The sequence below is a fragment of the Roseiflexus sp. RS-1 genome (genome assembly GCF_000016665.1).
In the GTDB taxonomy this organism is placed as follows: Bacteria; Chloroflexota; Chloroflexia; order Chloroflexales; family Roseiflexaceae; genus Roseiflexus.
Genome location: NC_009523.1, coordinates 3,758,661 through 3,772,805 on the forward strand (window position 1 = coordinate 3,758,661; position 14,145 = coordinate 3,772,805).

11 protein-coding genes are annotated in these 14,145 nt (G+C 60.7%); 10 read left to right on the forward strand and 1 reads right to left on the reverse strand.

The genetic code is table 11. The features are described 5' to 3' along the window. Position 1: 1 nt before the first annotated feature. From ROSERS_RS15395 to ROSERS_RS15440, 10 genes are all read left to right on the forward strand, one after another. The gene (locus ROSERS_RS15395) at positions 2 to 649 is read left to right on the forward strand and encodes an NADH-quinone oxidoreductase subunit J family protein (RefSeq protein ID WP_011957703.1); all 648 of its coding nucleotides are present in this window, start codon (positions 2 to 4) and stop codon (positions 647 to 649) included. A 63-nt stretch (positions 650 to 712) separates the two neighbouring features. Then, positions 713 to 1,030 (forward strand): NADH-quinone oxidoreductase subunit NuoK, encoded by a 318-nt coding sequence (gene nuoK, locus ROSERS_RS15400; protein ID WP_366946659.1) that lies wholly within the window; start codon positions 713 to 715, stop codon positions 1,028 to 1,030. 265 nt (positions 1,031 to 1,295) lie between these two features. After that, positions 1,296 to 3,473: an NADH-quinone oxidoreductase subunit L gene (nuoL, locus tag ROSERS_RS15405; protein WP_011957705.1), complete on the forward strand. Its 2,178-nt coding sequence runs from the start codon at positions 1,296 to 1,298 to the stop codon at positions 3,471 to 3,473. Positions 3,474 to 3,538: 65 nt separating this feature from the next. Further along, positions 3,539 to 5,224 (forward strand): complex I subunit 4 family protein, encoded by a 1,686-nt coding sequence (locus ROSERS_RS15410; protein ID WP_011957706.1) that lies wholly within the window; start codon positions 3,539 to 3,541, stop codon positions 5,222 to 5,224. Positions 5,225 to 5,249: 25 nt separating this feature from the next. Further along, positions 5,250 to 6,773, forward strand: coding sequence for a complex I subunit 4 family protein (locus ROSERS_RS15415; RefSeq protein WP_011957707.1), 1,524 nt, complete (start codon positions 5,250 to 5,252; stop codon positions 6,771 to 6,773). Positions 6,774 to 6,976: 203 nt separating this feature from the next. After that, positions 6,977 to 8,599, forward strand: a complete 1,623-nt coding sequence (locus tag ROSERS_RS15420; RefSeq protein ID WP_011957708.1) for an NADH-quinone oxidoreductase subunit N — start codon at positions 6,977 to 6,979, stop codon at positions 8,597 to 8,599. A 41-nt stretch (positions 8,600 to 8,640) separates the two neighbouring features. After that, positions 8,641 to 9,204, forward strand: coding sequence for a J-domain-containing protein (locus tag ROSERS_RS24260; RefSeq protein WP_011957709.1), 564 nt, complete (start codon positions 8,641 to 8,643; stop codon positions 9,202 to 9,204). Positions 9,205 to 9,386: 182 nt separating this feature from the next. Then, the gene (locus ROSERS_RS15430; RefSeq protein ID WP_011957710.1) at positions 9,387 to 11,321 is read left to right on the forward strand and encodes a histidine kinase N-terminal 7TM domain-containing protein; all 1,935 of its coding nucleotides are present in this window, start codon (positions 9,387 to 9,389) and stop codon (positions 11,319 to 11,321) included. A 139-nt stretch (positions 11,322 to 11,460) separates the two neighbouring features. Further along, a complete protein-coding gene (gene lpdA, locus ROSERS_RS15435; RefSeq protein WP_011957711.1) occupies positions 11,461 to 12,876 on the forward strand; it encodes a dihydrolipoyl dehydrogenase in 1,416 nt (471 codons plus the stop codon). Between the two features lie 12 nt (positions 12,877 to 12,888). After that, the gene (locus tag ROSERS_RS15440; protein WP_011957712.1) at positions 12,889 to 13,269 is read left to right on the forward strand and encodes a hypothetical protein; all 381 of its coding nucleotides are present in this window, start codon (positions 12,889 to 12,891) and stop codon (positions 13,267 to 13,269) included. A 169-nt stretch (positions 13,270 to 13,438) separates the two neighbouring features. Here ROSERS_RS15440 and ROSERS_RS15445 read toward each other — a convergent pair whose 3' ends face one another. Beyond that, positions 13,439 to 14,074, reverse strand: a complete 636-nt coding sequence (locus ROSERS_RS15445) for an SDR family NAD(P)-dependent oxidoreductase (protein WP_011957713.1) — start codon at positions 14,072 to 14,074, stop codon at positions 13,439 to 13,441. Positions 14,075 to 14,145: the final 71 nt, after the last annotated feature.

A 14,145-nucleotide genomic window follows, 5' to 3' on the forward strand; every position in this document is an offset into this window, starting at 1 on the left:
TATGAATACATTGATAACCATTCTCTTCCTGGTCTTTGCTGTGTTCATCCTTGTGGCGGCGATCATGACCGTCACGGTAAAGAACATTGTGCATGCTGCACTCTGGCTGATCTCGTCGTTCTTCGGCGTCGGCGCGCTCTACCTGTTGATGGAGGCGGAGTTCCTCGGCGTGGCGCAGGTGCTGATCTATGTCGGCGCGGTGTCGATCCTGATCCTGTTCGCCATCATGCTGACGCGTGACCTGGAAGGAAGCCAGAATCGGCAACTGACACCGCGCTGGTGGATCGCACTGCTTGTGCCAGCAGCACTGTTCGGACTCCTGATCGTGCCGACGGTCATGACCCACGCATGGCAACTCCCGCCGCCGCCGCCTGCCGGTCAACCGCCGTCCATCTCCGGCGCACAACAGATCGGTACGGCATTTATGCGCGAATATCTTCTGCCGTTCGAAGTGGCGGCCATCCTGCTGCTGGTTGCCATGATCGGCGCGATTGTGGTCGCCTTCGAGGAGCGTGAGCAACGACGCCGCGTGTTGACGCTGGCGGAACAGGTGCGTCTGCGTCGGCAACGGCAGCAGCAGGTTGCAACCCTTCCTGAGCCAGCGGTGAGCGCTGTTCAACCGTCGGAGGCCACCGGCGGCGAGACGTGAGCGGGATCGAGGCTGAGTGTTCTGCTTTCCTGTTGTTCTGCATCGAGGCGCGCTATGCCGTCAATGACTGAGGCGGTTCCACTTCCCTGGGTGCTGACCCTTGCCGGCGCACTCTTCTGCGTCGGGCTATTCGGCGCACTCTCACGGCGCAACACCGTCGGCATTCTGCTGGGCATTGAACTGATGCTCAACGCCGTGAACATTAATCTGGTTGCGTTCTGGCGCTACCTGGAGCCGAATGTCGTCGCCGGACAGACCTTCGCGCTGTTTGTCATTACCGTTGCCGCTGCGGAAGCGGCCATCGGTCTGGCGATGATTATTGCCATCTACCGCGCGCGCCAGACCGTCAATGCCGATGAGGTCGATAGTTTGCGCGGGTGAGAGATGCCGTTGCAGGTTGCAGGTTGCAGGTTGAAAGTTGACAGTTGCAGGTCGCAGGTTGCAGGTTGACAGTTGCAGGTTGCAGGTTGCAGGTTGACAGTTGCAGGTTGCAGGTTGAACGTGGGAGCGTTGCAGGTTGCAGGTTTGGGGTTGCAGGTTGCACGTTGAAGGTTACAGGTTTGGGGTTGAAAGTTGCACGTTGAAGGTTGTTCTCGGTTCCCGGTTCTCAGTTCTCGGTTCTCAGTTCTCAGTTCAAGGACAGCGTATGGGATGGTTTTTGCAGAATGCCTGGCTGATCCCGCTCCTGCCGCTGATCGGCTTTGCGGTCATTACCCTGACGCCGATCCAGCGCAATAAGCAGGCGAGCGCATGGCTGGCGACATTGCTGATGGTCGGTGCGACGATCATCGCGCTCGGCACCGCCGTCGAAGTTGCCAGCGGCGTCAAAATCGAACCAGATGGCGCAGTTGCAGAACCGACGCACGCGACACACACCGCAGCGCCTGCCGGAGAAAAGGCCGGTCACGGCTTCGAGTGGCGCGACCCGAACATCGTTCGCACCGTGCGCTGGGCGCCATCCGGCGGCGACATCCCATTCACCATGGGGTATATCATCGACCCGGCAGTGGCGGCGATGCTGGTGATGGTCACGATTACCGCCACCTGCATTCACCTGTTTTCGGTCGGCTACATGGCGCATGATCCGCGCCAGGCGCGTTTCTTCTCGTTCATTTCGCTCTTCACCGCCGCAATGCTGGCGATGGTGATGGCCAGCAATCTATTGCTCTTCTTTATGGCGTGGGAGATCATGGGGCTTTGCTCCTACCTGTTGATCGGCTTCTGGTACGATAAAAACTACGCCGATCCCAACCAGATCACCCCGCGCCAGGCGGCGATCAAGGCATTCATTACTACCCGGATCGGCGACGTGCTGTTGATGATCGGTCTGGCATGGCTGTGGACTGAAGCTGGCACCCTGGAACTCGGCACAGGACCCGGACAGGTGTTCAACCCGGAGTTGCTGGAGCGGCTGGCTGCCACGGTCACCGGCATCGGCATCAGCGCCGCCACCGGTATCGCGCTGCTGATCTTCTGCGGCACCATCGGCAAATCGGCGCAGTTCCCGCTGCACGTCTGGCTTCCTGACGCGATGGAAGGTCCGACTCCGGTCTCAGCCCTGATCCACGCCGCCACCATGGTGTCGGCGGGTGTGTTCCTGACCGCCCGTACCTTCCCGATCTTCCAGGTCAGCGATGCGTTGCCGATTGTTGCAACCATTGGCGCGTTCACGGCGCTGTTCGCCGCGCTGATCGCCGTCGGTCAGTTCGATATCAAGCGCATTCTGGCATACTCGACCCTTTCGCAACTGGGGTTCATGGTTGCGGCGCTGGGCATCGGCGGATGGGTGGCAGCCATGTTTCACCTGCTGACCCACGCCTTCTTCAAGGCGCTGCTGTTCCTCGGTTCGGGGTCGGTTATCCACGGTATGGAAGCTGCGGTCGGTCACGACTCGAATACCGCGCAGGACATCCGCAACATGGGGGGGTTGCGCCGTCTGATGCCGGTGACGTTCTTCACCTATATGGCGGGCTTTCTGGCGCTTGCCGGGTTCCCCGGTTTCGCCGGGTTCTGGAGCAAGGACGAAATCCTGGCGGATGCGTTTCGCGCCAATACGCTGGTATGGATTGTGCTCAGCCTGGCATCACTCCTGACGGCATTCTACATGACACGCCAGGTGATGCTGGTGTTTTTCGGATCGTTCCGCGGTCATCATCCACGGCAACCGGCGTATGCGTTCGCGCACCACGCTGATCACCACCACGAGGCGCACGACCCGCACGAAAGTCCCTGGACGATGACCGTGCCGCTGGTGATTCTGGCGCTGTTTGCTGTGTTCGCCGGTCTCGTCAATCTACCGTTCGACGGGTTCCATCATCTGGCGGAGTTCTTCGGGCAGGAAGCAGGAAAACTGAACCTGCTGGTCATGGGGATTTCGAGCGCGATTGCGCTTGTCGGCATTGCGCTTGGCTGGCTGGTGTACCGTCAGGCGTTCACAGCCTCGGCTGAGGAAGCCGACCCGCTGGAACGGATGGTTCCCGGCGTCTTTACCATGCTCAACCGCAAGTTTTATATCGATGAACTGTACGCGGCGACGTTCGGCGCACTCACAACCATCCTGGCGCGCGTCTGGACATGGTTCGATGCACAGGTGCTGGATCGCCTGGTGATCGATACCGGACGCTTTACCCGTTTCCTGGGACAGGTGAACTTTATTATCGATGATGCCGTGCTGAACGACGGCGCCGACCTGGTGGCAACCGGCACGCAGGTTGCCGGGGATCGCACGCGCCGGACAACCACCGGCAAAATCCAGGATTATGTTGCGCTGGCTTTTGCCGGCGCTGTCGTGCTGGGGGTGCTGTACCTGTATGTGGTGCGGTGAAGGTTCGTAAGGTTGAAGGCACGTCCCGAACACAGCAGTAGGGTTGCAGGTCCGAAGGTAACCATATGACATACCTGGCATACGCATCGACGCCATGGCTGACGCTGCTGATCCTGTCACCCCTGGTCGGGCTGGCGCTGACGGCGCTGGCAGGCGCGCTGCGCCTCGATGATCGCACAGCCATGATCGGCGCAACGGCGTGGTCTACCGTCCCCCTTGCTCTGGCAATTATCGTCTGGGTCGGGTTCAACCCGAACGCCACCGCCGATGGGCAGGGGGTCGTGCAATTCGTCGAGAAGATTCCGTGGGTGCAGGCGATCCGGGTCGATTATTTCGTTGGGGTGGACGGCATCAGTATGCCGCTGGTGATCCTGACGGCGGCGATGACGCCGGTGGCGATGCTGGCGTCGTTCAGCGTCACACAGCGGGTGAAACTGTACCTGGCGCTGATGTTTCTGCTGGAAACGGCAATGCTGGGGTACTTCCTGGCGCTCAATTTCTTCTTCTTCTTCATCTTCTGGGAATTCAGCCTGGTTCCGGCATATTTTCTCATTCAAGGATGGGGACGCCGCCACACCACTGATGCCGACCCGGAACAGCGCCGCCGCGATGCCGCACTGAAGTTCTTCGTCTATACCATGGCCGGTTCGATCGGCATGCTCCTCCTGTTTCAGTTCTTCTATGTCGCCACCGCCGCCGCCGGTATTCCAACGTTCGATCTGATCACGCTGGCGCGATTGGGGCAGGGGTTGACGGTCGAACGCGCGGCGCTCGATCCGGTGAACCTGACGTTGCAAGAGATTATCTTCAATTATGTCGAGCAACTCGGAATTGCCGATGTGCTTGGGCGTTACCCGTTGCTCTACACATCGATTGCGTTCTGGGCGATTTTTATCGCCTTTGCGATCAAACTCGGCATCTGGCCCTTCCACACCTGGCTGCCGGACGCCTATAGCGAAGCGCCGCCAGCGGCGTCCATCCTGTTGGCGGCGGTGATGTCGAAAATGGGCGCCTACGGCATGCTGCGCCTGATGCTTCCCCTGGTTCCCGACGCGGCGCAGTATTTTGGTCCGGCAATCGGCGCGCTGGCGCTGATCGGCGTTGTGGCTGGCGCCTTCGGCGCACTCGGTCAGGTCGGCGGCGACCTCAAGCGCCTGATCGCGTACACCTCGGTCAACCACATGGGGTACGTCGGTCTGGCAATTGCCGCAGCTGCGACCGTCGGCGCGGCGGATGTCGCCACCCGTGCAACGGCGATCAATGGCGCGTTGTTCCAGATGGTTGCGCACGGTCTCTCAACCGGCGCGCTCTTCCTGATGGCGGGCATGCTTGCCGAACGCACCGGCTCCGACGACATGCGCTCGCTCGCCGGGTTGCGCACAACGATGCCGGTCTTTGCCGGTGCAATGGGCGTGGCGACCTTCGCCAACCTGGGGTTGCCCGGTCTTGCCGGGTTCGTCGGCGAGTTCTTCATCTTCCGCGGCGTCTGGGCATCGCTGCCGCTCTTCGCGCTGCTGGCGACCATCGGGCTGGTTGTGACCGCGCTGGCGCTGCTGCGCATGTATGGGCAGATGTTCCATGGGCAGACGAACGAACGCAGCGCTATGCCCGACATGCGTCTCGCCGGACGCGAGTTCCTGGCAGTTGCACCGCTGCTGATCGCGCTGCTGATCCTTGGCATCTACCCGGCGCCGATCATGGACCTGTCGAACCAGACGGCAACCGCGCTGGCGAGAGTATTCCTGCCGTGAACGGCGATATGCAACAGGACGACGTATGAACCTGATCGATCTGCCGACGAATGTTCCCTGGCTCAGCCTGATATGGCTCAGCCTGGTGGCGCCAACGCTCATCATCGCGCTGTTGAAGCCGGAACAAAAGCGTGAAATCCGCATCGTTGGCGCAGTCTTCTCGTTCATCTCACTGGCGCTGACGCTGCTGGTGTATCTCGCGTATGACTACCGCAGTCCGCAGCAGTTTCAGTTCCTCGAAGAAGTTCCCTGGCTGCCGGAACTCGGCATCAACTATATCCTTGGCGTTGATGGCGTCAGCCTGCCGATGTTGCTGCTCAACGGTCTGGTCATTTTCACCGGTGCGCTGATCAGCTGGAATATCGAAGAACGGACGCGCGAATACTGGGCGCTACTGTTGCTGCTGGCTGCTGGCGTATACGGCGTCTTCGTGTCGCTCGACCTGTTCCTGCTCTTCATCTTCTATGAACTGGCGGTGCTGCCGATGTATCTGCTGATCGGCATCTGGGGGAGCACGCGCAAAGAGTATGGCGCGATGAAACTGACGCTCTACCTGATGGGCGGGTCGGCGTTCATCATTCTGGGCATGGTCGCCGTCTACTACAGCGGGACGCTGCGCACTTTCGATATGCGCCTGCTGGCGCAATCGGCGCTGTTCAGCCGCGATGTTCAGATCGTCTTTTTCGTGCCGCTGTTCCTTGGGTTCGCAGTGCTGGCGGGCATGTTCCCGTTCCATACGTGGTCGCCGACCGGACACGTCGCCGCGCCGACGGCGGTTTCGATGCTGCACGCCGGTGTGTTGATGAAACTGGGGGCGTATGGCTGTCTGCGGGTGGCGATGTGGATCTTTCCCGAAGGCGCCAGTTACTGGTTGCTGCCGATTGCCATCGCCACGCTGATCAATGCGGTGTATGGCGCATCGATCGCCATGACGCAGCGCGACTTCAAGTTCATGATCGGGTATTCGTCGGTCAGCCACATGGGGTTGACGCTTATGGGGCTGGCGGCAGCCAATACCATCGGCATAACCGGCGCGGTGCTGCAAATGTTCGCCCACGGCGTGATGACCGCCCTCTTCTTTGCGGTTGTCGGGCGGATGGTGTATGACCGGACGCACACCCGGCAGTTCCCGGAACTCGGCGGTCTCTTCAATGTGATGCCCTTCGCTGCGATTGTGTTCATCATCGCCGGGCTGTCGTCGATGGGGATGCCGGGGCTGGCAGGCTTCTGGGCGGAGTTCAACATTTTCATGGGCATGTGGCAGCGATTCCCGCTGATTGCGGTGCTGGCCGGCATTTCAATCCCAATCACTGCTGGCTATATTCTGCTTGCGGTGTACCGGGTGTTCTTCGGTGAACTGAAGAACCCTGAGTTCCGCCGCCTGCCTGGACTGACCACGCCGGAGTATGTTGCCGGCGCGATCCTGGCGGCTGTGCTGATTGTCAGCGGGATCTACCCGGCGTATTTGACCGAACCGATTGAAGCAAGCGTGCGACCGATCGCCGAGGCGCTGGCGCGTGCCGGGGCGCTGGGGATGGCGGGGCGTTGAAGGTGGAACGTTGAGCGTTGAGCGTTGAACGTTGCAGGTGGAAGGTGGAACGTTGAGCGTTGAGCGTTGAACGTTGCAGGTGGAAGGTGGAACGTTGAGCATTGAGCGTTGAACGTTGAACGTTGCAGGTGGAAGGTGGGACGTTGAGCGTTGAACGTTGAACGTTGCAGGTGGAACGTTGCAGGGGGAAGGTTGAGGGTGATATGTCGTTCCAGATCACCGATATCCCGCGTATTCTTCCGGAGTTGATGCTCCTGCTGCTGGGGTTGCTGGTGCTCGGTTCCGATATTCTGACGCGCTGGGGGCGCGGCGCACAGGCGCAGGCTGAACGCGCCAGAGAAGCCGGTCAACTGACCGCTGTCGGTCTGGGGCTGGTATTCATCGTGGGGTTGGTGCAGAGCCGCTTCCTCTTCACCGTCCCTGATCCGACCGGCGGACCGCTGGACGTTCTGCTGACGCTGGGGCGCAATCTTCAGGCGGGCGGTCCGGGAGGATCGCCGGTGTTGGGCGCGTTCGCAACCGATGAGTTCACCACGGTAGCGCGCCTGACCTTCATCGGCGCAGCGTTGCTGACGTCGCTGCTGGCGATGGGGTATCGGTTGACCGCCAATCCTGGCGAGTTCTATTCGTTGCTTATCTTCTCGACCCTGGGGATGTCGATCATGGCAGCGGCGACGGAGTTCATTCTGGCGTATCTGGCGCTGGAACTGTCGTCGATTGCGCTCTATGTGCTTGCCGGATACTTCCGCGAAAGTGAACGCTCGCCAGAAGCCGGGTTGAAATACTTCCTGTTTGGATCGCTCTCCTCGGCGATTTTCCTGTACGGCATCAGCCTGACCTACGGCTTCGTCGCCAGTGAGAATCAGAAAGCCGGCGGCACGCCGATCATCGCCACGCTCTTTTCGGAAGTCGGGCGATTTGCAACCGGTGACGCCGCGCGCAGCCCGCTATTGATCCTTGGCATACTGTTCGTGATCGCCGGATTGGGGTACAAGATTTCGGTCGTGCCGTTCCACACATGGGCGCCGGATGTGTATCAGGGAGCGCCGCCACCGGTGACTGCCTTCCTTTCGACGGCATCGAAAGCAGCCGGGTTCCTGCTGCTCTACCGGTTGCTGACGACGGCGTTCCCAGGGGCGGTTGGAACGCCGCGCCTGGAAGAATTCAGCGGCTGGACGAGCGTGCTGGCGATCCTGGCGCTGGTGACGGTGCTGGTAGGGAATCTGGCAGCGCTGCCGCAGACCAATGCGCGCCGTCTGCTGGCGTACTCATCGATCGGGCATGCCGGTTTTCTGTTGCTCGCCGTGCTGCTCTGGTCATCGACATCACCGGTTGATCGGACATTCGGCACGTCAGCGCTGATCTACTACCTGATCGTCTACACGCTCACCAATCTGGGCAGTTTCGGTGTGCTGGCGGTGCTGACCAGGGCGCTGGGCAGTGATGACCTGAGTGCCATGCAGGGTCTGTGGCGACGCAATATGCCGCTGACCTTAATGATGACGATCCTGATCCTGTCACTTGCAGGCATTCCGCCACTCGCCGGTTTCTGGGCGAAGTTCTTTGTCTTTATGGCGGGCTACCAGGCAGGCGCCGTTCCGCTGGTGACCGTCGCCGTTGTGATGACGGTCGTCAGTCTGTATTACTATCTGCGTTTTCTCAAGGCGATGTGGATTTTGCCAGCGCCGTCAACGACGCCTTTCTCGACACCGCCGGTTGCGAATGCTGCCATCATCGTATCAACGGTGCTGGTGGTGCTGCTCGGTTTGCTGCCGAACCTGATCTGGGGGACGATCAGCAGCGCAGCGAGTGTTGCGGCGCGTTAGGCGCATGCGCGGCAAGGCTTCCATACCGTCATGTGTTCCTTATGACCGACCAACCGACACCTGAGCATAATGATCCGCTCGCTCCACGGGAGGCGTCTGAATATCCCGGTGGCGCGACCCTGTTTGAGCGTCTGCTCGAACAGGCGCGTGACAACAGCAGTGGTCGGGCGCACCGCAGCACGCCGAACCCGAACGATGTGGAAACAGTGATTGATCGTCTGATCGAACAGGCGCGCGCCGAAGGTGCGTTCGACAACCTGCCCGGCGCCGGTAAGCCGCTGATGTATGACGATGATGCGCTGACGCCGGAAGATATGCGCGCCGGGTTTCGCATGCTGAAGAACGCCGGGTTCGCCCCTCTGTGGATTGAAGCTCGCCGTGATATTGACACTGAGCGCGCCCGCATCGCTGCCTGGCTCCACGACACCAACCGCCGCTGGTCGCGCCTTCCACCCGCCATCCGCGCCCGTTTGCGCGCCGAATACCACGAGATGCTTACCAACCTCCAGCGTCAGATTATCTCATACAACCTTACCGCACCACCGGCTGCGGGTCAGATTGAGGGTCTGCGCATCGCAGAAGAGATGCGCAAACTGGGAGAATAGTCCCATCTCGACTCTCCTGGAGACGAGGGCATTGTGCCCTCGTAGACGCGACGAGGGCGAGACGCCCGCGCTCCCAGGCGCGAGTGTTGCCCCAGGTGTGAATAGTTACGACAGGTGCGTAACTTTGATCGTGTACAATACTATAACAATTGCATGGTCTGTGGCGAAAGATACAAAACGGTATGATCGACCTGCCATTTTTGACCAACCTGCTCCTTGCGGTCAACGATATTCTGGCTTCTGCCGTTCTGATCGTTTCATTTTCACTCCTGGTCTACCTGGTGCTGCAAAACCGGTACACTCCCATTGCGCGCGCGCTGGCGGTGCTGCTTGGTAGCATTGTCGTTGTCTTTGGCGGCGACGTGCTAACGCAGCAGGTGCAGCGTGAGGAGACCCTTCACTTCCTGCTGCGCGCCCAGTGGCTCGGCATCGTCGGTGTGCCAGCAGGATACATTCACCTCGCCGATGCCCTGCTGGATTTCAGTGGTCAGCATAACCTCCGCAGACGCTGGAGCGTTCCCATGGCTTACGTCATCAGCGCTGTGTTCCTGGCGCTGGCATGGGGAACAGACCTGGTATTGCGCAACGGTGTCCAGGTTCAACCTGTTGCACAATTCAACGCCGGTCCGCTCTTCTGGGTCTTCACGCTCTACTTCACCATCGCGTGTCTCGCCGGGCTGGCAACCACGCTCCACGTGCGCGACGCAGCGCTCACACCAACCCTGCGCCGGCGGATCACATACCTGAGTCTGACATTCGTCGGTCCGGCGATCGCGGTCTATCCCTTTCTCATTATTCCTCTCCCGGAGAACATGATTCCGTTCACAGTCGTGCTCTTCCTGGTCGCCGTGGGCAACGTCGCCGTCCTGATGATGACGACGGTGATGGTCTACAGTATCGCATTCCAGGGATTGCCGCTTCCCGACCGTCTGATCAAGCAGGACTTTATCCGCTGGGTGTTGTACGGTCCATTCGTCGGCGTCAGTATTGCGCTGTTCCTGCGTGCGACACCAATCCTGGCGCGCTGGCTGGGGTTGCCGGAGCAGGCGCTGCTGACCGCTGGCGTAGTTATTATGACCGTCATTATGCCGCTGTTCGTCAACCGGCTGAAACCATACCTCGACGCCCTGGTCTATGCGCAGGATCACGCCGAGATCGATTATCTGCGCGCTCTGCCACGCAATACATTCACCCAGGCGGACCTGCGGAGTCTGCTGGAGAATACGCTGGTGGTTGCATGCGGGGCATTGCGCTCCGAGACAGGATTCGTCGCTGCACCGGATGATGCAGGCGGCTACACAGTCAAAACGCTGGTCGGATCGCGCCAGGTGGTGCGGCGATTCGTCAACGAACACCCGCTCACAGAATTGATGGCGCGTCTCTCACGATTGCCGGTGCGACCACCCGGTGACACCCCGCCAGCCGACGCATTTTTGCGGGTTGAAGGGTTCTGGTTGCTGCCGCTGCGCACCCCTGACGGCGCGTTGCTCGGCTGTCTCGGCATCGCTTACCCGCACGACACGTTGAGCGTCGATGCGCGGCGCCTGATCGGTGCGTTGACCCACCGAATGGAACTGGCGCTCGAAACCGTTCAGATGCAGCAGCGGTTGTTCAACACCCTGCGCGGGCTGGGACCGGATATGCAGTCGCTCCAGCATCTCAGCACGCAACTCGAACAGGCGACCCCTGCTTCACTTCAGACGCTCGAATCCGACGTTGCATCACTGCCCGAATTTCCCCAACTGGTCAAAGAAGCGCTGGCGCACTACTGGGGCGGACCGAAACTCTCCGAAAGTCCGCTGCTCGGATTGCGCACGGTGCGCCGGGTCCTCGAGGAACAAGGGGGCAGTCCGACGCGCGCATTGCAGGCGGTGTTGCGCCAGGCGATTGAGAATCTGCGCCCTGATGCGCAACTCGACCCCTCGGCGCAGGAGTGGCTGCTCTACAACATCCTGGAGATGCGCTTCCTGCAGGGGCGCCGCATCCGCGAAACCGCCGACCGGCTGGCGATGAGTGAGTCTGACCTGTACCGCAAGCAGCGCATCGCCGTTGAAGAAGTGGCGCGCCAACTGGCGCTGATGGAGGAGTCGGCAAACCGGGCGATGGTGGAGCGGTAGTTTTTCTGACCCGATGTTCTCGTGGTACAATACCGCTTACACGACTCGCGGACGACCGGCGGCGCCCTGCCGCCGCTCGCGAGTCGATCCGCACATTCCCGTCTGCAATCCAGACGCACTGAATAGAAAGGTGACTTCCGTGACCGACACCCTCTACGATGTGATTGTCATTGGCGGCGGACCCGGCGGATATGTCGCTGCCATTCGCGCTGCCCAGCTTGGGTTGAAAACCGCCGTCGTCGAGCGCCAGGCGATGGGGGGCGTCTGCCTGAATGTCGGGTGCATCCCGACCAAGGCATTGCTCCATACCGCCGATCTGCTCGATGAACTGCGCGAGGCGAAACGCTTCGGCGTGATTGTCGAAGGCGTGTCGCTCGATTGGGAAGCGACGCTGCGCCAGAAGGACACCGTGGTTAAGACGATGACCAGCGGCGTTTCGTTCTTGATGAAGAAGAACAAGATCGATGTTGTCAACGGATCTGCCCGTCTCGCCGGACGCGGACAGGTTGCGGTCAGCAGCCCCGAAGGGCAGCATCGCACATTGACGGCAAAGCATATTATCATCGCTGTCGGCGCTCGCCCCCGCGAAATCCCGGCGATCGGCGCAGTGTTCGACAATGACCGCATCCTCTCTTCGACCGGCGGGCTAAACATTCCCACCGTTCCCAAATCGCTCCTGGTGGTCGGTGCAGGCGCAATTGGGGTCGAGTTCGCTTCGATGTACCGCGCGTTCGGCGCAGAGGTGACACTGGTCGAAATGCTGCCGCGCGTTGTGCCGCTCGAAGATGAGGAGGTCAGCGCCGAACTCGCCCGCGCGCTCAATCGTCGTGGCATCAAAATCTTTGCTGGCGCAAAACTCAACAACCTGGAGAAGGTCGACGGCGGCGTGATGGCGCGCCTGGTCGATGTACAGGGCGCCGAGCATGCACTCACATTTGAGCGTGCGCTGGTTGGCGTCGGTATTGTGCCAAATACCAGTGACATCGGGCTGGAAGAAGTCGGTGTCGCGCTCGATCCACGCGGATTCATCAAAGTCGATGATCATATGCGCACAAATGTCGAAGGGATTTACGCCATCGGCGACTGTGCCACCACCACGCCCTGGCTGGCGCACAAAGCATCGGCTGAAGGTATCGTCGCTGCTGAAACGATCGCCGGTCATCATACGCAACCGCTCGACTACGGCAAGATCCCGGCGTGCACCTACTGTAACCCGGAGATCGCCAGCGTCGGGTTGACCGAGGCAAAAGCACGTGAGCAGGGGTACGATGTGAAGGTGGGCAAATTCGCCTTCACCGGCAACGGTAAAGCGACGATCCTTGGTCAGCGCCAGGGGTTCGTCAAGATTGTCGCCGACAAACAGTACGATGAGGTGCTCGGCATTCACATGATCGGTCCGCGCGTCACCGAACTCATCGCCGAGGGAGGTCTGGCGCTGTCACACGAAGCGACCGCCGAATCGATCATGCGCACGGTTCACGCCCATCCGACGCTCTACGAAGCGATTGTCGAAGCGGCGCACGCGGCGGCTGAGGGCGCGGCGATCCACATGTAACGGAGGGTTGCCATGCCGATCATGATCAACCTGACATCCGCCGGGCATGGCGGAACATCCCTTTCCTGCGGCACACACGGCGGTTGTGGCGTCGATTGCGACTGCGGTTGCCCCTATACCGGCATGGAGGAGAAGGGCAACGTCGAGTTGATCGCCGATGTTGAACGTCGTTATCCGAACGAATGGCTGGTCTTCGTCATTCCCCCCAGCGAAGACGATTTCGCCCCCGAACGCGGCATGCTGGTCGCGCACAGCACCGACGACGCCGAGGTGTTCGAAGCGATCACGCGCATTACCCACAACCAGGTTGTGCACGTCTATTTCAACGGAACATTCGATGCATACCAGAAGTGGATGGATGCGGGGATGGAAGTCGGGAAGGTTGAAGGTTGAAGGTCGGTGAAGGTTGAAGGTTGAAGGTCGGTGAAGGTTGAAGGTAGGGGCGCCCCCCGCACGGCGTAAATGTAGGGGCGCACGGCAGCGTCCCCCCCGCACGGCAATGCGCCCCCCCCCGCACGACGTAAATGTAGGGGCGCACGGCAGTGCGCCCCCACCGACCGGGTCAGAGATCCAGATTCCCCTTGTGCCCTTCAGCATACGCGCGCAGCACGGCGGCAGCGACATCGCCTGGTGCGTGGGCGCTTTTGGGAAGGCGGAATGGCGCTTTGCGCCACAAGGGGGTATCGACCGCGCCAACCCGCACATTCGTCACGCGCCGGTCGCGCACCTCTTTTGCCAGCACAGTCACATAGGCATCAAGGGCTGCCTTGGAAGCAGCGTAGGCGCCGAGTTTGGGAAGCATGATCCGATCAACATACGCGCCGATGAAAACCAGATGCCCGCCCGACGGAACCAGCGCGAGCGAGTGGGTCACCGCCAGGTGAGCGCCGGTCACGTTCGCGCCAAAGATACGCTCCCACTCGCTGGCAGTCGTGTCCGCCAGCGGCTTGCCGATCATATCGCCAGCAGCGTACACCCACAGATTGACAGCGCCCTCGGACTGCTGCGCAGCCCAGAGTGCAGCGGCTGCAACATCCGCCTCGCGCGACAGTTCCGCGCTGTATGACTCAATGTCCATGTCGCTCAGCGCTGCTACATCACGCGCTATTCCCAGCACACGCCACCCATTCTCGCTCAGCGTGTCAACCAGTGCGCGACCGATCCCGCCGGCTGCACCCCAGATCAGCGCTGTTTGCATATGCGTCTCCCTGTCCGAATTGTTCGATATTATTCTGTCTCGTATACGTTGCGTTCAACAACCCGGATGGG